This window comes from Streptomyces sp. NPDC026062, from assembly GCF_055568375.1.
Map to the genome: position 1 here is coordinate 1 of NZ_JBVHOQ010000051.1, position 22568 is coordinate 22568.

Below are 22568 nucleotides of genomic sequence, written 5' to 3' on the forward strand. Positions count from 1 at the left end.
ACAGCGCCAGCCCCACATCGTCACCGGCTACTTCAAAGCCCCGCACGTCCGATACGTCCTCGACGAGTGAACCCAATGAGTTTCTGATCAATAGTAAGGGCCGACGCATAAGATCCGGAATTGCTCGAATCCCCCTGCCTTATGGGTGGGGGGATTCTCTTTTACTCACCCTTTCAAAGGTGACATAAATCACTCAATGGAGAATGGGGGTCAATAAAGGAAAAGGTTTTATGAAGAATTCTGAAACCCTGGAAGCGTACGTTATCGGAGAGCCACGCTCCGCCGGTTCTCTTCTCAATTCGACAACACTTGTTACCCCACCCCCTAAGTAAATTCATTCCCACTGAGCCTTTTCCAACCTCAGGTTGAGGCGTGGTGAAGGACGACGACGGCCTTCACGATGTCGGTGATCCGGTTGGTGCTGCAGCGGAGCTTCCGCAGAAGGCGCCAGCCCTTCAGGGCGGCCATGGCCTGTTCGCCGAGGCAGCGGATCTTGGCGTGGGTCTTCACGTGGGGGTGCCGGGCAGCCTCAGCAGCTCCGGCATGCCGCTTCAGCTGCCCCGACCACCTGCCCCGGACCGTCCCTTTCCGCGCCCTCGACCATGACGTAGTCCCTCTGAGCGAACGCTCCGATGTGCGCCTTCCCCCTCGCGATGCCGAACTTTGGGTAGAACAAATGAGCAGCGCTCTCGCGCTGATGGGGGTGCGGTCAGATCTGGGCCTGGCCTCCGTCGACGAACCATTCGGCGCCGTTGACGAAGCTGGAGGCGTCCGAGGCCAGGAACGTCGCCACGGCGGCGATCTCGTCCGGGTGGCCGATCCTGCCGAGCGGCACCTCCGAGGCGAGCTGGTGGTCCGGGCCTACGGCGCCGATCAGGCCCGGGGTCTCGGTCGGGCCGGGGCTCAGCAGGTTCACCCGGAACTTCCGTTCCTGCGCGCTGCGCGCCCAGCTGCGCACCAGGTTGCGCACCGCCGCCTTCGACGCGCCGTAGATTTCCATGCCCGGTGCGGGGCGGAGGCCGTCGGTCGATCCTGTCACTACGATCGAGGCGCCGTCCGACAGCAGGGGCAGCGCCTTCTGTACGGTGAAGATCGTGCCCTTCACGTTCGTGCCGAAGGTGGCGTCGATGGCTTCCTCTGTGATGTCACCGAGACGCTGAGGGGCAGCGCTGCCGGCGTTGGCGACAAGCACGTCGATGCGGCCCGCCTCCTCGCGCACGACCGAGTAGAGGTCATCGAGGTCCGTCTGTACCGAAACGTCGGTCCTCACGCCGGTGGCCGCCGGCCCGATTTCGGCGACGGCCGCGTCGAGCGGCTCCTGGCGGCGGCCGGCCAGGAAGACCCGTGCCCCCTCCGCGGCGAACCGCCTGGCGACGGCAAGCCCAATACCGCTGTTGGCTCCGGTGACCACCGCCACCTTGCCTGCAAGTACTTCCGTCATCACGCGCCCACTCCCCAATTCTTGACTGGTTCGTCCATAACGCTAACCGTTATGGACGAACCAGTCAAGAATGGCTAGGCTGTCACCATGGCGCGACCTAGGAAGTTCGACGAGCAGCAGGTGCTGGACACTGCCCGGGAGCGGTTCTGGTCGGGTGGGTACGCCGCCACGCGCATGGAAGACATCGCCGAGGCGACGGGGCTCGGCAAAGGCAGCCTGTACGGCGCGTTCGGCGGAAAGCAGCAACTCTTCCACCGCGTGTTCGACGACTACTGCACCTCCGTCGTCGACGCTGTGAGCCGACAGCTGCGTGGCGGCGACGCGGACGCCTACGCCCGGCTGTCCGCCCACGTGTACGCGGTGGCGGCGGCGACCGCCGCAGACACCGCCCACCGAGGATGTCTGTTGGCCAAGGGCGCCGCCGAGCTGGCCGAACACGACGAGACGGTGGCCGGGCGGGCGCGCGCGGCCGTCGAGGCGCTGCAGGCGCTGCTGGAGGGCGACATCGCAGCCTGTCAGCGCAATGGTGATATCGCCGCGGACGCGGACCCGGGAAAGCTGGCTGCGCTGGTGCTCGCCGTACTGCGCGGCATTGAAGCGCTGGGCAAGGCCGGAGTGAGCGAGGAGACGCTGACCGGCATAGCCGGGACAGCCCTTGCTGTACTGCCCCGCCCCGCTCACTGAGCTTCGGAGCGGGTCACCGATCAGGTGACGTCCAGGCCGTCCCCGTCCTGGCTGGCCTCGCCTGCCAGGGCGGCGGCCCCGGGCTGACCACGGGCATCAAACGCAGGCCCCTGCGGGAACTGACCCCCACCGGGAAGACCGTCAACCGGGCCTGGCCCGCAGCGCGGGCACCGGTCGAACGCGGCGTCGCCCGCCTGAAGCCCTGGCGGATCCTCCGCGGATCTCGATGCGGCCCGAACCGCATGGGGAGTCGCCCGCCCTGCGGGACACGGTCAAGGCCATCAAGGCTTCCGGCTTCGAGGTCGACCCGGAGCTGTGGACCGTGGAGGACGCGGCCGACTGCTCCCGGTGCCACGCCGGGTGCACGGACAGCCCGGACAGCCCCAACAGCGGGAAGCGGCACCGCGCGGACCATGGCAACTCCCCCCGGAGGCGTGGGGAGTTGTCGCCGTGAGGAAAGGTTCCGCATGGAGGTCGTTGACGCCTGGGAGCGGTACCCCCAGGGATGGACGCCACGGAGGGACACCAACGCTTCCGGGGCCACGACGCGGTTGAACTGGACGTAGTACGCCGACCACGGCCCTGATGAATCGATCCTCGGAGAACGTCAGGGCCGGACCGTTCTGGAGCTGGGCTGCGGCGCGGGGTGCAACCTCGCCCACCCTCTCCACGCTCGGGGCCGATTGCATCGGTGTGGACATCGCCCCAGCCGGCACGGGAAGGCCGTAGCCCGATGGGGTCACCTCCCGGCCCCACCTTCCACACGGCAGAGGCCGCCGACTGCCCGAGCCGCACAGGCGGCCCTCTCGATGTGGTCCTGTCCCTCTTCGGGCCTGTCTGGTTCACGGACCCGGAACAGCTCCTCCCCTTGATCCGGAAGCGGCTGTCCCCTGGTGGGGTGCCGGCCTCCGCAGACGCCCGCGCCGCCGTCGGGCAGGGCGTACGCGGTTCCGGTGCCCCGGTGGAGGCCGGTCCGGCGGCTCGGGTGCGGGTGCGATGCCCGGCCGGACGGCAGGAGATGCCGACAGTCGCGCGGGCATGTCCACCCAGGGCGTACGGGCGTACACTCCACCCGAGAAGATTTCGAACACGTGGTAAGTATTCGTGCGAGCGGGCCTGCGCGGGACGTGGGACCGGCCTGCGCGGGGCCCGCCGCGCTCGTTGCGGGTGCCGCGCGATCGCCACCGATGAAGGGACCTGGTATGGAAAGCATCACGAAGAACAGGCAGCCGGCCGAGGTGCTGCGTGCCATGATCGAGCGCGCCTACGGTGCCGAACAGGTCCCGGTCGAGGACGGCTGGGTGAGCGAGCTGGGTCATGGCTGGTTCAACGTCGCCTACCGCATCCGCCTGCGCGACGGTGCCGAGGTCGTCCTGAAGATCGCCCCACCGGCCGCAGTGGAGGTGATGTCCTACGAGCGCGGCGCCATGTCGATCGAACTGAACACGCTGGACCTCCTCCGTACGCGGACCACCGTGCCGGTCCCCGCAGTCGACTTCGCCGACCGGAGCCGGGAACTGTGCAACGCCGACTACTTCTTCATGCCGTACATCGACGCGGACAACCTGGGCATCATCGCCGAGACGCTTCCCGCGGCCGAGCGCGATGCCCTGATGGAGCAGCTCGGCGCGGCCAACCGGGAGATCAACTCCATCCGCGGCGGGCACTTCGGGCCGCTGGCCGGGCCGGGCCATGCCGGCTGGCGGCAGGCGTTCACCGCGATGATCGAGGACGTCCTGGCCGACGGCGAGCGTCGCGGCGTCGACATCGGCTGGGAGTACGACACCGTGCGGGCGGTCGTGGCGGAACACGCCGGCAGCCTCGACGAGGTCACCGAACCCCGCCTGGTCGAGTGGGACCTGTGGGACAGCAACACCATGGTCCGCGACGGCGGGATCGTCTGCATCATCGACCACGAACGCGCCTTCTACGGCGACCCGTTGATCGAGGCCGGATTCGCCGGAAGCGAGATATCCGCCTTCGGTGACCCGGCGCCCTTCATGCGCGGCTACGGGTACGGGGAGCTGAGCGACACCGAGCGGACACGCCGCCGTCTGTACTGCCTGCACCTGCTGCTGATCATGGTCATCGAGACCGTGTACCGCGGGCACCTCGACACCAAGCAGTACGACTGGGCGCGGCCCCACCTCGACGAGGCCATGGCTCTGCTCGGCCGCACCCGCCGGTGACGTCCGCGCAACCGGTCTCCGCCAGTGACCACACCACCCGGCTCGGCACCGACCCGGTGGGACGGCTGCTGTGGCGCACCTGCGGCCAGACCACCGCCGCGGTCGGCGTGTACGGCGTCTACGCCCTGACCAACGCCTGGTTCGTGGGCCGCGGAGTGGGCGACACCGCGATGGCGGCGGTCAACCTGGTGGCCCCGCTGCTGCTGTTGCTGGGCGCGGTGTCCACCACCGTGGGAGCGGGCGGCGCTTCCCTGATCTCCCGCGCCCTGGGTGCGGGAGACCACCGGGCCGCCGCCCGTGCCGCGGGCAACTCCTTCGTCCTGTTCTGGGCCTGTGCCACCGGCACCACCGTGCTCGGCCTGGCCTTCCTGGACCCGCTGCTCACCCTGCTCGGCGCAACCGGCGAACTGGGCGCGACCGCCCGCCCCTACGCGGTGGTGCTGCTCTGCGGGGCCCTGGTGTCCACCGGCTTCTCCAGCCTGGTGCGAGCCGAAGGCCGCATGGGGTTCTCCACCCTGCTGTGGCTGGTGCCGGTCGCGGTACAGATCACCCTCGACCCCCTGCTGATCTTCGGATTCGACATGGGAGTGCGGGGCGCCGCGCTCGGCACGGTCGGAGGCCAGGCCGTCTCCGCGGCGATGAGCCTGTGGTTCTTCTTCGTACAGAGGCGCCGCACGTACCGCATCGGCCTGCGGGACCTGGTGCCCCACGGCCCGACGCTGCGAGCGCTGCTGGGCATCGGTCTGCCCTCGTTCCTGGCCGGTACCGGCGTCACGCTCCTGGCCGTCCTCGCCACCCTCGCGGCCACCGGTTCGGCGACCGCGCTCGCCGCGTACGCCGTCTGTGCCCGTCTGCAGACCTTCGTGATGATGCCGCACACCGGCATCAGCCAGGGACTCCAGCCCATCGTCGGCTACAACACGGGGCGCGGCCTGACCGCCCGTGCGCTCAAAGCCCGCGACTACGCGCTCTCCGCCTCCCTCCTGTACGGACTGCTCACCGCCGCGGCCCTTGCCGCACTTGCCGGGCCCCTGGCCGGTCTCTTCCTGAACGACACCGACACCATCGCCGTCGCCGGACAGGCACTGCCGGTCATCGCGATCGGGATGACGGTCGCCGGGATCGGTCCGCTCGTAGGGGCCTACGCCCAGTCGCTGGGCCGCCCGGCATCCGCGTACCTGACCTCCCTCGGCACCCTGCTCCTGATCAAGGTCCCGCTCGTGGCGGCCCTCGGCCGACTGGGTACCACCGGCGTGTGGACCGCACTGGCCGCGGGCGAAGTGGCCACCGCGGCCGTCGCGCTTCTGCTGCTGCGGCGTCTGCACCGCACTACGCCACAGGCTCCCTGAGGAGCTGCCCCACGTAGGAACCCAGCACTTCGGCCATGTCCACGGCATCCGGACTCGTCAGCCACTGCACCTGCAGCCCGTCCATCAGCGCCCCGAACCCGTCCGCCGCCACCCTCGGATCGACCCCGTCCCGCAACGCCCCCTGCTCCGCCAGCTCCCGCAGCGCCCGGTGCACATACTCCCGCGTCGTCCTGTAGTGCTCCCTGAAGTACTGATGCGCGGGATGATCTTCGGCGACGGCCTCCGCGGCGAGGCGCACATACAGCTCCACCATGCCCGGACGCCGGGCATTGTGAGCGGCCAGGTCGAGCAGATGCCGCACCACCGCCCTCGGGGTGAACACCTTCGGCGAGAGTTGCGCGGAGTCCTCCTCGTCCCGGCGCTCCAGCACCGCCGCCAGCAGTGCCTCACGGCTGGGGAAGTAGTAGTGGAGGCCCACGTGGCTGATCCCTGCCCGCTTCGCGATCTCCCGCAACGAAGCGCCGTGAAACCCCTTGTCCGCGTACACCTCGACAGCCGCCGTCACGATCTGCTCGCGGCGGGCCCGCCCCTTCGCATACCCCTCCGAGGACGCAGGTACCTTGGCTTCATCCGACATGCCCCCATCCTCGCAGCCGGCCCGATCGGGCGGTCGAACGCCCAGGGACCCACCCATACCGGCCGGGCCGGCCCTCTTTCGGGCGTGGCCCGGGCCGGTCGCGACCGCACCGGGACCGCTGTCCCGGAGGAGCGGCTGCGGGCCGCCGCCGGCCGGCCACAGCCGCGCACAGCGTCACGATGTGGATCGATCACCGTTCGTACAGCAGGAAATGAGGGGCTCTGTGGGCAGGCCGAGAATAACGATCGAGGACGTCGCGGTGCGGGCGGGTGTTTCCCGTTCGACGGTTTCCCGGGTGATGAACCATGAGTCGGCGGTCGCCGCCCCGGCACGGGCGCGGGTACGCCGCGCCATGGCCGACCTGGGCTACGAGCCCGACCAGACGGCGCGGGCACTGGCCTCCGGGAGGCAGCGCACGGTCGACGTCGTCGCTGTCACGGACGGCCCGGTCATCGGCTGGCTGGGCGCCCACCCGTACTACAGCCGGGTGCTTGCCGGGGTGATCTCGGCGTTGGAAGGCACTGACGTGCAGGTCCGTGTTCACGCGCTCTCACGGTCCGACGGCCGCGAAGCGGTGGACGCGATCGCTGCTCGCGCGACCGTCGGCGCGGTGCTGGCCGACGTTCCCCTTGTCATGGCCGAGCGGTTTCAGCAGCAGTGCCGCCGAGTGGTCTCACTGGCTGCGACATCGTCGTCCGTGCCGGCGATCGAGGCCGACAACGAGAGCGGCGCATTCGCGGCCGTGGAGTACCTCTACCGGTCGGGAAGGCGACGTATCGGGGCAGTGCACGGCCCTGACCACAGTGCGGACGCACGGGCCCGCCGGCAGGGATATCTCCGAGCGACAAGGGAGTTCGGTCTGACCGAGCTCAGTGAGGACGGAGACTTCCTGCGGGAAGGAGGCCACCGGGCGGCCCATCGCCTGGTGGCCTCCTGTCCAGAGGTCGACGCGTTGTTCGTGGCCTGCGATCTGATGGCAGCAGGTGCCACGCAGGCGCTGACGGAGCGGGGCCGTAAGGTTCCCGACGACGTCAGCATCGTGGGCTTCGACGACAGCATCGCGGCGGAGTGCGCCAATCCGCCCCTGACGACGATGCGTATGCCCGTGGAGGACATGGCAGTCGAGGCGACCCGCCTGCTGCTCGACGGAAACGTGCTGTCCGGGCACCGCACGCGTGTCCCGGTCAGCATGGTGGTGCGGGGCAGCACCGTGCCCGGCGAGCACTGAGAAGCGGAAGGCGGGCCGTTCGAGCGTCCGGCCGGGCCGGTGGTCCGAAGCGTCCCGGGGGACCGCTGGGGCCAGTGGGACCGGTAGGACTGGTGGGGCCAGTGGGACCAATAGGACTGGTGGGTCCGGTGGGACCGGTGGGGTCGGAGGCCTCAAGCGTCCGGCCGGGGCCGGCGGGCTCAGCGGGAGCCGAGGCCGAGGCCCAGCGGTGCGAGGTACTCCGTGAGTCCGGTCGTGTCCTCGCCCGCCCAGCCGACGTAGCCGTCCGGCCGGACCAGGAACAGCCCGTTGCCGTACGCCTCGTAGGCGTCCACACGCACCACCTTCACCGGTGAGCCGGTGGACTCCGGCAGCTCCGCTTCGGTGCCGACCGCCAGCAGTGTGAAGTGCGGGCCCCGGAAGACGTCGAACAGCCGCTGCCCGCCCGCAGGTCCGTCGGGGGCCCGGTCGCCGGCCTCCAGGACGCCCGCGCGGCCCGCCGAAAGCGGTCCCTCGCGGTAGCCGAGGCCCAGTTGCTGGGCGGCCGCACCCCGCTCCTGCTCGCCTCGGTGGATCCGGGTGGACAGGCCCAGCATCTCGGCGGCGACGGGGCGGCGCTCCTCCTCGTAACTGTCGAGCAGCGCGGCGGGCGCCCCGTGGCCCAGCACCTGGCCGAGCTTCCAGCCCAGGTTGTAGGCGTCCTGCACGCTGGTGTTGAGCCCCTGGCCGCCCGCGGGGGAGTGGACGTGGGCGGCGTCCCCGGCCAGGAAGACCCGTCCGTCGCGGAACCGGTCGGCGAGCGCGGCGCGCGGCCGGAAGTCGGAGGACCAGAGCACCTCGGTGACGTCCCGCGCCTCCAGATGGGTGCGCTCCGCGACGACGGCCCGCACCCCCTCCAAGGAGAGGTCCGGCTCGCCCTCCTTGAACTGTGCGACCAGCTGGAAGTCGGCCGTGCCGGGCAGTGGGCAGAGCGTGATGAACCCCGCGTCCGTGTTCATCATGTGCCAGTTGAGCCGGTCGAGCGCGTCCTCCGCGACCCGCACGTCGGCCACCAGCATCGGGGCCGGGTCCACCGTCTCCCCGGTCATCGCGATGTCCAGGGCCCGCCGCACGGTGGAGCGTCCGCCGTCCGCCGCGACCAGGTACGAGGCGCGGACCGGGCCGGTGCTCAGCTGCGCGGTGACCCCGTCGGCGTCCTGGGCGAGGCCGGTCAGCGCGGTCGAGAACGCCACGTCACCGCCCAGTTCGCGCAGCCGGGCCAGCAGGATCTCCTGGGTGCGCCACTGGGGCATCATCCACGGCTCGCCGTACGGCTCCGCGTCCGTCGGGGCCGCGACCCGGAACATCTGGTGCTCGCCCATCCGCTCACCGTTGTGCCAGGCCATCCCGACCGGCGCGGGACCGCCGTGCTCGCGGACCGCGTCGCCGACGCCGAGGTCGTCCAGGACCTCCCGGGTGCGGGGCTGGATCCCCTTGCCGCGCGAGCCGGGGAAGAGGGCGGGCGCCTGCTCGACGAGGAGGGCGGGAACGCCGCGACGGGCCAGGTCGCAGGCGAGGGCGAGGCCGCAGGCGCCCGCGCCGACGATGAGGACCGAGGTCTCCGTGACCGTTTCCTTAACGCTGTTAAGTCCCATGGGGGGAGTCTGTGCTTAACGCTGTTAAATTGTCAAGAGCGGGGGCTGTTAACTTGTCGAGGTGGGTACGACGAAGATCGACCGGTCCCGGGTGGCCGACACGGCGCTGCGGCTGCTGAACGAGGTGGGCCTGGACGGGCTCAGCCTGCGCGCCATCGCCAAGGAACTGGACGTCAAGGCGCCCGCGCTCTACTGGCACTTCAAGGACAAACAGGCGCTGCTCGACGAGATGGCCACGGTGATGTACCGCCGGATGCTCGACGAGGGCCTGCCGGGGGCGGCCCCGGAGAGCTGGCAGGACCAGCTCCTCGCGTACAACTGCGGGCTGCGCAACGCGCTGCTGCGTTACCGCGACGGGGCCAAGGTCTACGGCGGTGCGAGATTCACCGGCACCGACCATGCGGACGGGCTCGAAACCCATCTGCGGACCATGGTCGACGCGGGCTTCGAGCTGTGGCAGGCCGTCCGCGCGGGCACCACGGTGTACGCGTACACGATGGGGTTCGTCAGCGAGGAGCAGGGCGTCCGCCCGATGCCGGACCAGCAGCGCGAGGGCTTCGACATCGAGGAGCGCGCGGAACGCATGGCCCGCTACCCGCTGGCCGCCGCGGCCGGCGCGGAGATCTTCGCCCACTACGACGAACGCTTCGAGGACGGCCTGCGGCTGATCATCGCGGGCATCGAGGCGCGGTACGGACCGGGCTAGCGCCCGCTCGGCTGCCGGAGCTCGCCCGGTGCCCTCGCCGTGACGGGCTGCCGCCCGACCCCCTACCCGGCTGGTACCCGCCCGTCGACGGGACATCGGGGACCGATCCGCGCCGCCCGCATCGCGGCCCACCTCCTCATCCAGAGGCAGTGGCCGGTCGGAGCGGACTGGACCGCAAGACCGTCAACCGGCTGGAGCAGGGACACACCTCGCCGCTCCTCGATCACCTGCTCCTCGTTGCCGACGCTGTTGGTGTGCCGCTCGGGCCGTTCTCGTCCGGGAGTGACCCCGCGCCGCGACCAAATGGGGGTGTCGGTGGCGGTCGTGGGCAGGGAGTCAGAGGTTCCGACCGTCTCGGAGGCGCTGGGTCCGGGTCTCCTGCAACCAGATCAGGGCGTCGAGGTCGTCGTCGAGTTGGCCGCACAGCCCGCGCAGGTGGTCCGGGCATCCGTACGCACCGCCCGGCCGCCCGTCGACCCGCATCAGTTCGCGTGTGGTGCCGCAGCTGAGGCACTGCGGGCGCCCGTCCTCGGCGGTCATCGGCCGTGGAGGGGGTTGCCGGGGGCGGGGGTGACGCGGACGAACGACGTGATGATGGCCCGGTGGCTGCGGTGGTCGGTGTACCGGCCGGTGTGGCGCAGCGCCCAGTCCTCGGGCGCTGTCTTCTCCTCGGCGGCGTCGGACCGGTCGAGGCAGGTGATGCACTCGATCACGTACACCGGACCTGACGCGCCGGGCGCGGTGTCCACGCCGATTGTCCAGTCCGCGTTACGGATCACGGAACGTACGCTCATCGCGCCGCCTCCCGCTCCCCGCACGGGCCGGGGACCGCGCAAGCTCTCGGGAACCAGGAGTACGCGGCGCCGGTCGTCGGCCGCGCACGCTGCTGCCCCAGGTCGACGACCGCGCCAGTCGTGAGCGGGTGGCCGCACCACACGCAGCGCCCCCCGCGCTGTTGCTGCACCGTCAGCGTTCTGACTGGTGGTAGGTCTCTCACGGTCATGGCGGTCCCCGGCTCGTCGCTGATCAGGTACGACGAGAGTGCAGGGTGACGTGGGACGCAATGCTCACAGATCTGTGAGCGTGTGAGCAGGCCTACAAGCCGATCCACGCAGCCATGTGGCCGAGGCTGTCCGGCGGGCGTCGGGCAGTGTGGAGCAGCCCGAGCACGGCTTCTCGGGTGCGAGGGTGATAGCGGGTCTGCTCGGGTGCGGTCCGCCGTGCTTCGACAAGGTGGCGCAGCGCGGAGTCCCTGTGGCCGGTCTCCATCTCCACGGTGGCGCGGTCGACGAGGAACCGGGCCCGCCGTGAGGTCAGCGTCGCCGTCGGCAGTTTCACAGCGCGGGCCTGGCGCAGCGCGTCGTCGTACCGCCGCATGGTGATGGCCGCGCCCATCTCGTGAAGGGTCACGTTCACCTGTCCGAAGCTGAGCCAATGCACCTCGGGTGCCTCGCCCCCGACGCGGGCCGCGAGCTCCCGGGCGGCCGTGATGTGCTGTGCCACGGCGCTCTCGTCGCCGGCTCGGGCGGCCACCGCCGAGGCGCCGAGGTGGAGCTGACCGGCCACGGAGAGAGCTTCGCGTGACGACTGGTCCTCGATGAGGGCGTGGCCGGGGGCGACCAGGCGGCGGCCGAGGTCCTGCCCGGAATCCGAGTGCCCGAGGGCGCGCTTGTACTGGCGGATCGCGGCCAGGCAGGGGTCCGAGGCGCGCTCGGCGGCCCAGCCCATCCGGTCGAGGGCGACGATCGCCAGGTCGGGAAAACCGACCTTGAGGGCGATGTCGTGTGCGGTTCGGTACGTGGACGCGAGGGCCTGCCATGTGGCGATCGTCGGCGCTGTCCTTGCCGCACGTGTCAGATCGGTGATCAAGACAGGGAGGTCGCGGGCCGCTGACCGCAGGTGGGTGGCGCGGACCTGTCGGCAGATCCGGTCTGCGTCGGCAGCGAGCTGTGTCACGGGCCGACTGGTGGCGGGTGCGTGCCCGAGGTCGTACAGGTCGAGCGCCTCGCGGATGGGGCTGACCAGGGCGGCGAGGCGCCCCGTTTGCAGGCCCGTCACGTGGGACGGTCCCCGAAGGAGAGCCGGGTCGATGCCGAGTGCGGCAGCGACAGCGGCGACAAAGGTGTCCGTAGCTGGTCTCGCTCCGCACTCCACCTGGTTGAGCAGGCTGTAGGAATACGGAAGGCGCTCGGCAAGCCGGCGTTGGCTGAGGTGGGCGAGCTTCCGCTGCTCTTTGATGCGGGCGCCCGTGCGGTCGTCGTCCAGCGTGGGCATACTGGTCTCCGTTCCTGACTCGTCATCTGAACGGTACCCAGGACTCCGCGCGCTGGACCTCGCATTGCCCCCGATTCCATTCGTTTCGGGGGCGGTTGCATGTCCTGCATCGGACGGATGGGATGGCGGCATGACGATTCTGTACCTGCTCGGTTCTGCCGCCCCGCCAGTTCTGGAGATCGGCTCGGTGATCGAGGATGCGCAGGGCCGCGGCTATGACGTGTGCCTCGGCCTCACGCCGTCTGCCGCCCGATGGCTGGACCCGCAGATGGCCGACCTGGAGCAACTGACCGGCCACCCGGTGCGGTCGCAGTACAAGGCGCCGACAGCCGGGGACGCGTGGCCCGGGGCTGATGTTGCGCTGTTCGCTCCGGCCACGTTCAACAGCCTCAACTCATGGGCGCTCGGGCTCACGTCGAGCTTTGTCGTGGGCCTCGCGGCCGAGGCGATCGGGAAGGACATCCCTCTCGTCGCAATGCCGTGCGTGAACGCCGCCTACGCGCGGCATCGCGCGCTGGACCGCAGCATCGCCGAACTGCGAGCGATGGGCGTCAGCGTGCTGTACGGCGCGGGCGGGTTCGAGCCGAACGCGTCGGGAGAGCGCCGGCCGTACCCGTGGGAGCTGGCGTTGAATGCCGTGGACAAGGCACGACAACGCCCCCGCCTCAGGCCGTAGCCGGAAACGGAGGCGTGGTTCATGTCCCTCCGCGGTCCAAGGGCAGGACGAGGACTGCGGTGTTCGGCCGGCGTACCGGCGGCGTCCGCCTCCGTCGCAAGCCGGTCCGTGCGGGCCCCGACCCGGCCGATCAGCGGGAACTCCAGAGCCTGCGGGCCCTTCACGAGCGAAGCGGCAGCGGCGGCACCGTCGGCCGCGGCGGCCTTGGGAGAGCCGGACCGGCGCGAAGGTGCCCGCGCGGGCCGAGACCGTGGCGCGGCTCGGGACCGGTGAGGGCGCGCTGTGCGTCCGGACCAGTGGTGGCTCGCCTCAGCTCTGCGGGGTTTGTGCTGGAGACGTTCGAGGCGGAGATGCGGGGGCCTCGCGGTCCCTCACTCGCGAAAGCGCGAGGCCGAGGTCGCGCGCCCGGTGCCGCCGTCCCTACGTACGCACGCGCCTCCTCCGCCGTACGCGCACCAGGGCCGCCGGTCCGAACGCCACGGCGAGCAGGGCCGCCAGCGCGGCAGCCCCGGCAACCGTCCCGGCGCGCAGCCCCGGCGGCCTGAAGGAGCAGTCCACCGAGGTCCGGTCGCCGCCGACCGGCGCCGCCACCAGGCCGAGGTACGAGCCGGCAGGACGCCCGTCGCAGCTCCAGCCCGCGATCCGGGGCGCGGCCAGCACGGCGACCCCGCGGGTCCCCGGCGGGAGTTCGGCGTGCACCCCGCTGCCGGAGACGGTGACCCGCGTCGCACCCGTCCCCTTCAGCCGCTCCACCGCCGAGGCCAGGCGTCCCGGGTCCAGGCAGCCGACGGACCGGTGCGGGAGGGTTCCCGACCGCTCCGCGCGCAGCGTCACGGCGATCCGGCCCGCGCCCGCGCCCAGCGGCAGGATTCCGGCCCGGCGCGCGGGCATGTCGCCCCGGACATCGCTGAGTTCGCCGCCCGTGCCCAGCCGGGCGGTGCCGAACAGGTCGGGTGCCCAGAGGAACACCTGGCTGTTCGCGGGGCAGTCCGCACTCAAGGTGTAGGTGCCGGGCTCCACCGCATAGGCGCTGGTGTTCCTGTCGGTGGCGGCCGAGCCGTCCTCGGAACGCAGCTCCGTCGTGGGCAGCGTGTACACCGGGGCGCCCAGCAGCCGTTCCTGGTTGCGGAACGGTGAGGGCCCCCACCCGGACGCACCGGAACCGGAGGGCCGCACCGTCACCAGCGGCGGGACGTCCTGCCGGGTCACGGTCACCGGCCGCCGGTCGGGGCGGTTCCAGACCTGGTGCGGATCGCGCGGTACGTGGACGCGGGCCCCGACCGAGAACACCGCGTCGGTCACCGGGTTGTCCAGGCTCTGCAGCGCCCGGCCGCGCGAGGTCCAGCCGGCGCCCAGGGCGAGGAAGGTGCGGGTCGTCACGTCCGGCGTATGACTGCTGTAGTAGGCCCCGCCCTCTCCGCCGACCAGCATCGGATCGTTGGCGGTGCTCTGTTCGAGACCGGGGTCGGTGCGGTAGCGCGGCCAGCCGTCCGCGGCGGCGACCGCGGCGGCCTGGACGCTCTGCCGCTCACCCCAGGGGGCGTAGTCGTCGAGCCGGTTCAGCCGCTGCCGGTCGGCGTACGCGGTGGTCGCGGCGGCCTGCCCGGCCTGCGCCCCGACCAGCAGGAGCGCCGCGAGCAGCACGAATCTGCGGCTGCGTACCAGCGTGAGAGCGCAGAGGGCCGCCACGAGTCCGGCGGCGAACAGGGGATAGGTCCACCGCGTGACCAGCGCGCTGGGCGCGGCGGCGGCGGCGATCAGCACCAGCACCCCGCCCCCGCCCAGCAGCGCACGCCGGTCCGGCCAGCCATGGGCGACGGCGGTCCAGGCGGCGATCACCACGAGACCGGAGAGCACGAACGTCTGCCGGAAGGGGCTCCCGTTCGGCGTCGCGAAGGCGTGCCACAGCAGATGCGTGGGTCCCCACTGCAACGACAGCGCCACCACCGCCACCAGCCCCGGCCACACCCACCGCTCCGCGCGCGGCACCGCACGGTGCGGGGCCAGCGCGCAGGCCAGGAGCAGGGAACCGGTGCCGAGGAAGACCGCCGGGCTGAAGAAGCCGTACGTCGCGGGCAGCAGCCGGGCCGCGACGTCCGGCCAGGCGGCCGGGGCGAACTCCCGGGTCCAGCCCGGGTAGGCGTGCCGGGTGCCGAGGAAGACCGGCACCAGGACCGGCGCGGCCAGTCCGACGCCGATCAGCACGGTCCGCACGGCACGCACCAGTCCCCGGACCCGCTCCCGCGCCGTCCCGTCCTCCAGCGACAGCCGTACCACCAGCACCAGGGCCGCCCCGAGCGTGGCCATGTACGCGGTGTAGAAGTTGGACACCCAGGCGAGCGTCACCAGGAGCGTCCCCAGCACCGGCCGCCGCCCGGTGCGCGCCCACTCGCCGGCCAGGCACAGCAGCGGGAAGGCGATCAGCCCGTCCAGCCACATCGGGTTGTAGGCGGCCTCGGCGACCGACCAGCCGCACAGCGCGTACGAGGCGCCGAGCACGGCGGCCAGCCACTCCCGGCCACGGCCCCGGCGCAACGAGGTGAGCAGCCAGGTCATGGCCGCCGCCGCCACACCGGTCTTGACCAGCGTGACCACATAGACGGCCAGGTCGATCCGGTCCCTCGGGAACACCCCGACGAGCAGCGCGAACGGGCTGGTCAGATACGTACCGAGGTCCGGCAGGAAGCTCGTGCCGAACCCCGACCGCCAGTTGACCAGCAGCCCGCCGTCCGCCCGCCCGTGCAACAGGTCCCAGAGCCGGGCGTGGAACGGTACGAACTGATTGCCCAGGTCGTTGACGCTGCGGGTGCGTGGCCCGAAGGGGTAGCCGCGGGCCACCGCGTCACCGGCGCAGACGGTCACGACGGTGAGCACGGCACCCAGGGAGGCGCCCAGGGCGCGCGGCGATCGGAGAGTCGGCGGAGTCCTCATGATGGGTCGAATATGCCATCGAGCATCGCCAAATCCCGCTGCCTGCAAGGCGGTTCACCCGATGGTCCGCCGGCCTTCACGCAGCGGTCCCCGCCCGGCCATCCGGCGCCCACGGACGGAGGGCGGCAGTTTTCCGTGCTGACAGGACGAGTTCATCTCTCGGCCGTTCAGGTTTCCTAGCGTGCCACGGAACCACGAACGCCCGACGAACATCCGTACTCACTCCCTACGCCCCTTCCCCCACGGGCAGCAGACGCTTGGAGCGCCATGACGAAAGCCCGCACCCGTTGGCCACGGCAGCGTGACGCGGAGGAATCGACACCGCCCGACGGCGGCACCTCCTCCTTCGCCACCGTCCGCCCGACGGAACTGGAGACCTGTCTGCGCGCCTGCGCCGCGCACAGCGGGAAGCTGGTCGCCGGGCTGGACCGGCGGCGTGCGGCGCTCGCCGAGGCCCTGCGGAATCTGCTGGCCACCCACGCGACGATGGAGCAGCCGTCCTCCGAGCCGGCCTCCCCGCTCCCGCTGCTGCGGCGATCGGGCAAGGGCGGGCCCGGCTCCGCGCAGGTCCTCGGCGACCAACTGCTCGACCCGCTGCTCGCGGTCGGCACCAAGGCGCTGGACTGCGGTTACGAGGACGAGCTGAAGCTCGCCGTCCTCATCACCGACACCGTGCTGACCCAGCGCCGGAGGTCCCGGGCCGCCTGGCGGCTGCGCGCCCGGGTCCTGGAGGCCCTGGGCGCCGAGCGCGAAGCCGCCGAGGCGTACGGGCGCTACCTCGACCTCACCGACGACGACGGCTTCGGGGTCGCCGCGAAGACGGCCGGTCTGCGGGCGGGCGCGGAGCGCCAGGGCGCACTGCTGCGGAAACTGGAAGAGAGCTGCCCCGAGGCGGCGGCGTTCGCCGCCGGATCCGTCACCGACACCTGGGCCGAGGGCCTGGCCCTGCACGGGCGCGGCGACTGGAACCGGGCGCGGTCCCGGCTGATCGGCGCGCTGCTGGCCCAGGACCGCTCCGGCGCGCCCGTGCCGGAGATCCAGGAGGCCCTCAGCCAGTACGTCGGCCTCGCGCTGGAGGCCGGCGGCGTGCCGGGAGCCGGCGGCGCAGGCGCGGGCGGCGGCGATCTCACCCTCCTCACCGAGATCGTGGCGCTCTACGCCGGCCAGCGCAGGGCCCGGATGCGCGGCCCGGTAGACGACCCCACGTTCGGCGGCGTCGCATGGACGACGCTCGGCGAGTTCCGTAACCGCATCGCGGGCAAGTCGATCTGTCTGATCGCCAACTCCCAACGGGTCGGCACCGGTTCGATGGGCGCCGAGATCGACGCGTACGACCTGGTCGTCCGCTTCAACTCGTACCGGATCGACCCGGAGGCCACCGGCCGCCGTACCGACATCCACGCCACCATCCACAAGCACGGCTTCAACTGGGACCAGAAGGTCCACACCCGGCTCGTCTTCGGCGGGGTCTCCGGCGACTGGAAGTACTCGCTGCGCAACCGGCTGGTGCCCGGTGCCCAGCAGTACCTCGGCGACGAATCCCTGCGCTGGCCGCTGCGCAACATCGGCAGGGTCGGCACGGATGTCTGGCCGGCCATCCCCACCAGCGGCTTCAACATGCTGTGGCTGCTGGACCACCTGGACGTCAGCACCCAACTGGACCTGATCGGCTTCGACTTCTACGAGAGCGGCGCCTACCGGCTGCCCGCCGCAATGAAGATGCCCATCACCTCCGTCCACGAGTACACCAGCGAAAAGGCGTGGGTCATGGAACGCGCCCAGAGCGTCACCGATACGAGGATCCGACTGCGATGACGACGACGCCCCCTGCCACCGCGCCCGCACCACGCGCCCCCGCCAACGCCCTCACGGGCAAGCGCCGCGTCGCCTTCGCGAGCTTCGTGGACGAGAACTACCTGCCCGGCTTCCTCACCCTGCTGCGCAGCCTCGCCCTGTCCAACCCGGCGGTCTGCGAGGACTTCATCGTCCTGCACGACGGGCTGCGCCCCGCGTCCGTCGCACAGATCCGGGCGCTGCACCCGCGCACCGACTTCCGCCGGGTCGACGCCGCGCACTACGACACGTACGCCAAGGGCGACCAGGACAACTACCTCGTACGCAAGGCCTACTTCATCCTCGACGTCTTCCGGGTGCGCGACTACGACACCGTGATCACCCTGGACACCGACATGGTGGTCCTCGGCGACCTGGGCGACCTGCTGAAGCTGCGCGACGGACTCGCCGCCGTCCCTCAGTTCTTCTACGGGCAGCACAAGCTCAACAGCGGGCTGCTGGTCATCCAGCGCGAGTATCTGAGCGACGAGTTCTGCGCGAGGATCGACGACGTCGGCCGCAAGGGGACCTACGAACTCGACAAGCACGACCAGGGCATCCTGAACGCCGTGCTCGACGGCGACTTCGTCCAGCTCGACGCCCGCTACAACTTCGTCAAGCGCCGCCTCTCCGGCGACCTCCCGGTGCCCGACACCACCGCGATCCTGCACTTCACCGGCAGGCACAAGCCGTGGCAGGGCGGCGAGGCCGGCTACGGCAGGGCCGAGGAACGCTGGCACGAGTTCGAGCTGTCCGACGCCGCGTTCCACGCCGCCTACCTGGCGCTGCCCGGCGCCAAGCACCACGACCTGCTGGTGCACTACGGCACCCCGCACGTCCGGCGCACCGCCGACCCCGAGAGCGCCCGCAAGGTCGCCGCCGCGCACATCGCCGCCGGTGAGTACCAGGAGGCGGCCGACCTGCTCGGCGGGGTCCACATCCCCGTCGACGAGGCCTGGCCGCACGAGGTGCTGGGCAACGCCCTGCTGAGCGTCTCCCGCTACGAAGAGGCCCGCATCCAGCTCCTGCTGGCCGCCGCGGCCCCCAACCGGGCCGCCACCGCCTTCTCGCGCCTCGCCCAGATCGCCTGGATCCACGGCGACGACACCACCGCCGCGCGGTACGCCCTCGACGGGCTCGGCGTGGACCCGACCCACCGGGCGAACCGGCTGATGCACCTGCGCACCCAGGACGCCGAGACACCCGCCGAGGCACCGGCCGACCAGCAACTCGCCCATGTCGCCTTCTACATGGACCGGCAGGGCAACGCCGGCGACAAGCTGCTCCCGGAAAGCGTCCGGCTGGCCTTCGGCCGCGACACCGGGCCGGCCCGCTGGCAGTCCGTCCACGCCCACCGGCTGTTCGACGAGGCGGCCCTGGAGCGCGTCAACGCCCGTCGCGGACTGGTCATCGGCGGCGGCGGGCTCTTCATCCCGGACACCGCGCCGAACGGCAACAGCGGCTGGCAGTGGAACGTCCCCGACGAGATGCTGGAGCGGATCGACGTACCCGTCATGGTGTACGCGGTCGGGTTCAACGCCTTCGACGGCCAGGCCTACGGACACGGCCGCGACCGGTTCCTCTCCTCGCTGCGCAAGCTGGTCGAGCGCGCCTCGTTCTTCGGGCTGCGCAACCACGGCTCGATCGAGAAGGTCCGCGCGCTGCTGCCACCGTCCCTGCACGACAAGGTCCGCTTCCAGCCCTGTCCGACCACCGTCACCCGGCAGCTGGTGGAGGGCTGGACCGACCCCGCCGAGCGCGAGAACACCGTGCTGGTCAACGCCGCGTACGACCGCGCGGGGCTCCGCTTCGGCCACGACTACGGGCACTTCCTCGCCGAGATGGCCACCGCCGTGAAGGGACTCGGCGCCCATGCCGAGGTGAAGTGCGTGGCCCACTCCCTCGACGACGAACGGATCGCCTTCGACCTGCGGCGCGAGCACGGCATCTCGCTGCCGGTGATCCCCATGTACGACTTCGGCAACGACGAGATCCGTGACACGTACGCCCGGACGAAGCTGGTCATCGGGATGCGCGGGCACGCGGGCATGATCCCGTTCGGCTGCGGCACACCTGTCATCAGCCTGATCTCGCACCCGAAGATGGCGTACTTCCTCGCCGACATCGAGCGGCCCGAGTGGGGCATCTCCGTCCATGACCGGCACCTCGGTGCGCGGCTGGTGGAACGGGCGGCCGGGCTGCTCGACGACCACGCGGCGGCGGTGGCCGATGTGCACGGCAGACAGCGGGAGCTGTGGAAGGTCACCGAGGCGAACGCGGCGGACCTGCGGTTCATCCGCGCGGGCGTCCCCGTCTGACCGTACGGGGGAGGGGAGGAGAGGGGCGGGGCGCGCCGGCAGGCTGCTCCCGCTCCTGCCGCCGCGCACGGGGCTCTCCCGTGCCTCCGCCACGACACCCGAGCGAAGGCCCCGTCCGGTTCCAGCGACCGGACGGGGCCTCTCGCGTGTCCTGCGAGGAACGGCCGGGCACCACCACCGTCGCGGCGCCCGGCCCTCGCGCTCACCCCAGCGTTGCCCGCTTCAACGCCCTTGCCCGGCGCGCCACCTTCCGCAGGGCCGGGCTGCGGGGGATGAAGGCCAGCTGGGCGGGGACCGCCCCCGGCAGGGCCAGGGTGGTCAGGCGGCGGCGCTTGAAGTAGCGCCAGGTGCGGTCGTCCAGGTGCTCCGCGAGATAGCGCTCGGCCGCCGGGCGCAGCTCCGGGTGGATCCGGGGCTGCATCGCGAAGCCCACCGCCGTGAGCAGCGGGGAGACACGCTCGGCCACCTGCTCCTCGGAGGGCGGCGACCATCCGCGTACGGCCTGCGCGTCGTCCAGGTCCGGCAGCAGCGCGTCGACCAGCGTCACCGGCACCCGATTGCTGTTCTCGTACGGGGCGAGCCGGTCCAGCAGCAGGTCCGTGCCGGTCCTGGCGACCGGCAGCCCGTAGAACACGGCCGCCGTCAGCAGGGCCGTGGAGAAGCAGCCGACGACCAGGGCCGGCCGCATCCGCTGGTACAGCACCTCCGCGAGCAGGGATGCCCCCGACGCACCGGCGCGGCCGGATCCCCTCTCCAGCACGGTCAGTTCGGCGCCCAGGGCGCGCGCTTCGGTCACCATCGCGTGCGCCCACTGCTCCGGCGCGGTGGGATGCGGCTTGAACACCAGACGGGTGTGCCCGAGCGCGACGGCGCCCCGGATCATCCGCAGATGCAGCTCCTCCTCCTGCGCGGCCCCGATCAGTCCGAGCGCCGAGAGGTACTGGCCCAGCAACAGGGCCGGCGCCTCCACGGGCGGGATCCCGGCCGGCACATCGGCCAGCTCGGCGAAGACCGACCGCAGACGGTCCGTGCTCAGCGTCTCCGGCTCGACGCCGAACTCCGTGAGCAGCAACGGCGTCAGACCCGGCACCAGATCCGGGTGGAGCAGCCGGCGGACCCGGGTGCCGATCAGCGGGTCGAGCTTGTTCCTGGTGGGGCCGTAGCTCATCAGGCCGTCCGCGTACACGTCGATCGGGGCCGAGGCGAAGATCTGGCAGATCGACCGGGCCGGGCTGACCTGGATCGATTCCACGACCAGCTCGACACGGTGCTCACCCAGACCCCAGACGAGCCGCAGATGGCGCTCCCACAGCGGCACGTCGTCCTCCCTCGGCTCCCAGGCACCGGGGTGGAAGGGCGCGATGGCCTCGTTCCACGACAGCACGCCGTCGAAGCGCCCGCGCAACGCGCCGAAGCCGGGCATCGTGTCGACGGACGGCGAAGTCTCGGGGATCGAGGCGTTGTTGGAGAGCAGGAGGAGCGAGCGGTCGGCGGCCCCGAAGCGGCCCGCGTCCATCGCGGCGGCCAGTGTGGCCACGCCGTAGAGGGTGGAGGCGACGAAGACGCGCGTGGTGCGCACGGTGGTGCTCATGCGGCAGCGGCCTCCTTCGCGGTGTGCGGCCGGCGGCGCAGTCGGCGCAGCAGCGTCGCGCGCTGCCCGTCCATCGAATCCAGCGCCTCGTCGAGGACCTGTTGCGGCATACGCTTCAGGGCCGCCGAGCTGAGCGATTTCAATGTCCGGGCCACGGAGGGTTCGAACCTTTCGATCGAGCTGTGGTGATGTGCGATGACGGCGCAATAGGTCCGTACGGCCTTCGGCAGCAGGGAATCCGCGTCGGGATCATCGGTGGTTTCCCGTACGACCTGGTCGAATGCCCGGATGAAATCGAGCTGGCGCACGTCCCCGATCTGGGTCAGTGAGGTGGAGACCCCGCGCCGGTAGAAGAGGCCCAGCATTCCGGTGACCGCGAAGGATTCCGCCTCCCGGTGCAGCCGCCAGATCCACGGCCGGTCCTCCGCCGTGCGCAGCCCGTCCGTGAAACGCAGCAGGCCTCGGTCCAGCAGCCGGCGGTGACAGATCCCGGCCCAGGCGTACGGATAGTCGACCATCGTGGACCGGGTGGCGGGCAGGATCGCCGCGCGGGGATCCAGGACCACGTCTCTCAGGCCGTGCGGCGCGCGCTGCACGGTCCGCGCCCGGCCGGTGGCCTGGACATGGTCCGTACGGACGAAGTCGCAGGCCAGGCGCTCCGCGCGGGCCACGAGTTCGGCGTAGTAGCCGGGCGCCAGCCAGTCGTCGCCGTCCAGGAAGGCGAGGTATTCGCCGCGGGCCGCGTCCAGGCCGGTGTTGCGCGCGGTGGCCAGTCCGCCGTTCTGTTCGTGTCTGAGCACCACCACCCCCGGAATCTCTTCCTGGGCGCGGTGCAGAAGGTCCGCCGTCCCGTCGGTCGAGCAATCGTCGACGAGGATGAATTCGAAGTCGTCGCGGGCGTTGGCCAGCAGACTTCTGAGAGTGTCGGGCGCGTATGTCTGCACGTTGTAGAACGGCACGATGACGGAGAGCTTGACCACCCGCATCACGCTAGTTCCGGGCCGCGCATGAGTCCTGTCGGCTGTGCGGACGGCAGGTGAACGACGCCCGTCGAATTCGTTAACCGAGAGGCCCGCAGGGGAATTCCGCCGGTCTTTCCAACAAGCCGGGCGGCCGGTTCGGCAATCGTCGGCGGGC

At 71.2% G+C, this 22568-nt stretch carries 18 protein-coding genes and 3 pseudogenes; 11 read left to right on the forward strand and 10 right to left on the reverse strand.

What is annotated here, in order from left to right; translation table 11 throughout:
- Positions 1-360: 360 nt before the first annotated feature.
- Together ACZ4LX_RS32950 and ACZ4LX_RS32955 are read right to left on the reverse strand one after the other, a co-directional pair.
- A pseudogene (locus ACZ4LX_RS32950) lies at positions 361-615 on the reverse strand (IS5/IS1182 family transposase); the annotation flags it as partial.
- Between the two features lie 94 nt (positions 616-709).
- Positions 710-1441 carry an SDR family NAD(P)-dependent oxidoreductase gene (locus ACZ4LX_RS32955; protein ID WP_467650707.1) on the reverse strand — a complete coding sequence of 244 codons (732 nt, stop codon included), beginning with the start codon at positions 1439-1441 and terminating at the stop codon, positions 710-712.
- A gap of 87 nt (positions 1442-1528) precedes the next feature.
- Between ACZ4LX_RS32955 and ACZ4LX_RS32960 the strand changes: the two genes are divergently transcribed.
- The 5 genes and pseudogenes from ACZ4LX_RS32960 (at position 1529) to ACZ4LX_RS32980 (ending at position 5663) form a co-directional block, all read left to right on the forward strand.
- Positions 1529-2125: a TetR/AcrR family transcriptional regulator gene (locus ACZ4LX_RS32960; RefSeq protein ID WP_467650706.1), complete on the forward strand. Its 597-nt coding sequence runs from the start codon at positions 1529-1531 to the stop codon at positions 2123-2125.
- Between the two features lie 32 nt (positions 2126-2157).
- Positions 2158-2376: pseudogene (locus ACZ4LX_RS32965) on the forward strand (IS5/IS1182 family transposase); the annotation flags it as partial.
- Positions 2352-2579 carry a hypothetical protein gene (locus tag ACZ4LX_RS32970; protein ID WP_467650705.1) on the forward strand — a complete coding sequence of 76 codons (228 nt, stop codon included), beginning with the start codon at positions 2352-2354 and terminating at the stop codon, positions 2577-2579. The pseudogene ACZ4LX_RS32965 and the gene ACZ4LX_RS32970, both read left to right, overlap by 25 nt.
- Positions 2580-3327: 748 nt before the next feature.
- Positions 3328-4314: a phosphotransferase family protein gene (locus ACZ4LX_RS32975; RefSeq protein WP_467650704.1), complete on the forward strand. Its 987-nt coding sequence runs from the start codon at positions 3328-3330 to the stop codon at positions 4312-4314.
- Positions 4311-5663, forward strand: a complete 1353-nt coding sequence (locus ACZ4LX_RS32980) for an MATE family efflux transporter (protein WP_467650703.1) — start codon at positions 4311-4313, stop codon at positions 5661-5663. Before ACZ4LX_RS32975 ends, ACZ4LX_RS32980 begins: the two co-directional genes overlap by 4 nt.
- Here the strand turns inward: ACZ4LX_RS32980 and ACZ4LX_RS32985 are convergent.
- Positions 5644-6261: a TetR/AcrR family transcriptional regulator gene (locus ACZ4LX_RS32985; protein WP_467650702.1), complete on the reverse strand. Its 618-nt coding sequence runs from the start codon at positions 6259-6261 to the stop codon at positions 5644-5646. The two genes, ACZ4LX_RS32980 and ACZ4LX_RS32985, sit on opposite strands and share 20 nt — an antisense overlap.
- 211 nt (positions 6262-6472) lie before the next feature.
- On the opposite strand from ACZ4LX_RS32985, the gene ACZ4LX_RS32990 reads away from it, so the two are divergent.
- Positions 6473-7489, forward strand: a complete 1017-nt coding sequence (locus ACZ4LX_RS32990) for a LacI family DNA-binding transcriptional regulator (protein ID WP_467721339.1) — start codon at positions 6473-6475, stop codon at positions 7487-7489.
- A 179-nt stretch (positions 7490-7668) separates the two neighbouring features.
- On the opposite strand, the gene ACZ4LX_RS32995 is transcribed toward ACZ4LX_RS32990, so the two are convergent.
- On the reverse strand, positions 7669-9102 hold the full coding sequence (locus ACZ4LX_RS32995) for an FAD-dependent monooxygenase (protein WP_467650700.1): 1434 nt from the start codon (positions 9100-9102) through the stop codon (positions 7669-7671).
- A 61-nt stretch (positions 9103-9163) separates the two neighbouring features.
- Here ACZ4LX_RS32995 and ACZ4LX_RS33000 point away from each other — a divergent pair, with 61 nt between their 5' ends.
- Both ACZ4LX_RS33000 and ACZ4LX_RS33005 read left to right on the forward strand, forming a co-directional pair.
- Positions 9164-9808 carry a TetR/AcrR family transcriptional regulator C-terminal domain-containing protein gene (locus tag ACZ4LX_RS33000; protein ID WP_467650699.1) on the forward strand — a complete coding sequence of 215 codons (645 nt, stop codon included), beginning with the start codon at positions 9164-9166 and terminating at the stop codon, positions 9806-9808.
- 149 nt (positions 9809-9957) lie between these two features.
- Positions 9958-10062, forward strand: a pseudogene (locus tag ACZ4LX_RS33005) (helix-turn-helix domain-containing protein); the annotation flags it as partial.
- Between the two features lie 82 nt (positions 10063-10144).
- On the opposite strand, the gene ACZ4LX_RS33010 reads toward ACZ4LX_RS33005, so the two are convergent.
- From ACZ4LX_RS33010 to ACZ4LX_RS33020, 3 genes are all read right to left on the reverse strand, one after another.
- The gene (locus ACZ4LX_RS33010; RefSeq protein WP_467650711.1) at positions 10145-10348 is read right to left on the reverse strand and encodes a hypothetical protein; all 204 of its coding nucleotides are present in this window, start codon (positions 10346-10348) and stop codon (positions 10145-10147) included.
- On the reverse strand, positions 10345-10602 hold the full coding sequence (locus ACZ4LX_RS33015) for a DUF7848 domain-containing protein (RefSeq protein ID WP_467650698.1): 258 nt from the start codon (positions 10600-10602) through the stop codon (positions 10345-10347). Before ACZ4LX_RS33015 ends, ACZ4LX_RS33010 begins: the two co-directional genes overlap by 4 nt.
- 301 nt (positions 10603-10903) lie before the next feature.
- Positions 10904-12082: a helix-turn-helix domain-containing protein gene (locus ACZ4LX_RS33020; RefSeq protein WP_467650697.1), complete on the reverse strand. Its 1179-nt coding sequence runs from the start codon at positions 12080-12082 to the stop codon at positions 10904-10906.
- Between the two features lie 130 nt (positions 12083-12212).
- Between ACZ4LX_RS33020 and ACZ4LX_RS33025 the strand changes: the two genes are divergently transcribed.
- Positions 12213-12758: a flavoprotein gene (locus ACZ4LX_RS33025; protein ID WP_467650696.1), complete on the forward strand. Its 546-nt coding sequence runs from the start codon at positions 12213-12215 to the stop codon at positions 12756-12758.
- A gap of 420 nt (positions 12759-13178) precedes the next feature.
- On the opposite strand, the gene ACZ4LX_RS33030 is transcribed toward ACZ4LX_RS33025, so the two are convergent.
- A complete protein-coding gene (locus ACZ4LX_RS33030) occupies positions 13179-15689 on the reverse strand; it encodes a YfhO family protein (protein ID WP_467650695.1) in 2511 nt (836 codons plus the stop codon).
- A 267-nt stretch (positions 15690-15956) separates the two neighbouring features.
- Between ACZ4LX_RS33030 and ACZ4LX_RS33035 the strand changes: the two genes are divergently transcribed.
- Positions 15957-17504, forward strand: coding sequence for a MalT transcriptional regulator family protein (locus ACZ4LX_RS33035; RefSeq protein WP_467650694.1), 1548 nt, complete (start codon positions 15957-15959; stop codon positions 17502-17504).
- Positions 17501-19840 carry a glycosyltransferase gene (locus tag ACZ4LX_RS33040; RefSeq protein WP_467650693.1) on the forward strand — a complete coding sequence of 780 codons (2340 nt, stop codon included), beginning with the start codon at positions 17501-17503 and terminating at the stop codon, positions 19838-19840. The genes ACZ4LX_RS33035 and ACZ4LX_RS33040 overlap by 4 nt, the downstream gene beginning before the upstream one ends.
- Positions 19841-20042: 202 nt before the next feature.
- Here ACZ4LX_RS33040 and ACZ4LX_RS33045 read toward each other — a convergent pair whose 3' ends face one another.
- Together ACZ4LX_RS33045 and ACZ4LX_RS33050 are read right to left on the reverse strand one after the other, a co-directional pair.
- The gene (locus ACZ4LX_RS33045; RefSeq protein ID WP_467650692.1) at positions 20043-21431 is read right to left on the reverse strand and encodes a polysialyltransferase family glycosyltransferase; all 1389 of its coding nucleotides are present in this window, start codon (positions 21429-21431) and stop codon (positions 20043-20045) included.
- Positions 21428-22411 carry a glycosyltransferase family 2 protein gene (locus tag ACZ4LX_RS33050; protein ID WP_467650691.1) on the reverse strand — a complete coding sequence of 328 codons (984 nt, stop codon included), beginning with the start codon at positions 22409-22411 and terminating at the stop codon, positions 21428-21430. The genes ACZ4LX_RS33045 and ACZ4LX_RS33050 overlap by 4 nt, the downstream gene beginning before the upstream one ends.
- Positions 22412-22568: the final 157 nt, after the last annotated feature.

Bases quoted from the DNA above. Each gene is read 5' to 3' on its own strand.
- ACZ4LX_RS33040 (WP_467650693.1), top strand. From the start codon at position 17,501: ATGACGACGACGCCCCCTGCCACCGCGCCCGCACCACGCGCCCCCGCC.
- ACZ4LX_RS33030 (WP_467650695.1), bottom strand. From the start codon at position 15,689: ATGAGGACTCCGCCGACTCTCCGATCGCCGCGCGCCCTGGGCGCCTCC.
- ACZ4LX_RS32970 (WP_467650705.1), top strand. From the start codon at position 2,352: ATGCGGCCCGAACCGCATGGGGAGTCGCCCGCCCTGCGGGACACGGTC.
- ACZ4LX_RS32960 (WP_467650706.1), top strand. From the start codon at position 1,529: ATGGCGCGACCTAGGAAGTTCGACGAGCAGCAGGTGCTGGACACTGCC.
- ACZ4LX_RS33045 (WP_467650692.1), bottom strand. From the start codon at position 21,431: ATGAGCACCACCGTGCGCACCACGCGCGTCTTCGTCGCCTCCACCCTC.
- ACZ4LX_RS33035 (WP_467650694.1), top strand. From the start codon at position 15,957: ATGACGAAAGCCCGCACCCGTTGGCCACGGCAGCGTGACGCGGAGGAA.
- ACZ4LX_RS33025 (WP_467650696.1), top strand. From the start codon at position 12,213: ATGACGATTCTGTACCTGCTCGGTTCTGCCGCCCCGCCAGTTCTGGAG.
- ACZ4LX_RS32990 (WP_467721339.1), top strand. From the start codon at position 6,473: ATGAGGGGCTCTGTGGGCAGGCCGAGAATAACGATCGAGGACGTCGCG.
- ACZ4LX_RS33010 (WP_467650711.1), bottom strand. From the start codon at position 10,348: ATGACCGCCGAGGACGGGCGCCCGCAGTGCCTCAGCTGCGGCACCACA.
- ACZ4LX_RS32975 (WP_467650704.1), top strand. From the start codon at position 3,328: ATGGAAAGCATCACGAAGAACAGGCAGCCGGCCGAGGTGCTGCGTGCC.
- ACZ4LX_RS33020 (WP_467650697.1), bottom strand. From the start codon at position 12,082: ATGCCCACGCTGGACGACGACCGCACGGGCGCCCGCATCAAAGAGCAG.
- ACZ4LX_RS32955 (WP_467650707.1), bottom strand. From the start codon at position 1,441: ATGACGGAAGTACTTGCAGGCAAGGTGGCGGTGGTCACCGGAGCCAAC.
- ACZ4LX_RS32995 (WP_467650700.1), bottom strand. From the start codon at position 9,102: ATGGGACTTAACAGCGTTAAGGAAACGGTCACGGAGACCTCGGTCCTC.
- ACZ4LX_RS33015 (WP_467650698.1), bottom strand. From the start codon at position 10,602: ATGAGCGTACGTTCCGTGATCCGTAACGCGGACTGGACAATCGGCGTG.
- ACZ4LX_RS32985 (WP_467650702.1), bottom strand. From the start codon at position 6,261: ATGTCGGATGAAGCCAAGGTACCTGCGTCCTCGGAGGGGTATGCGAAG.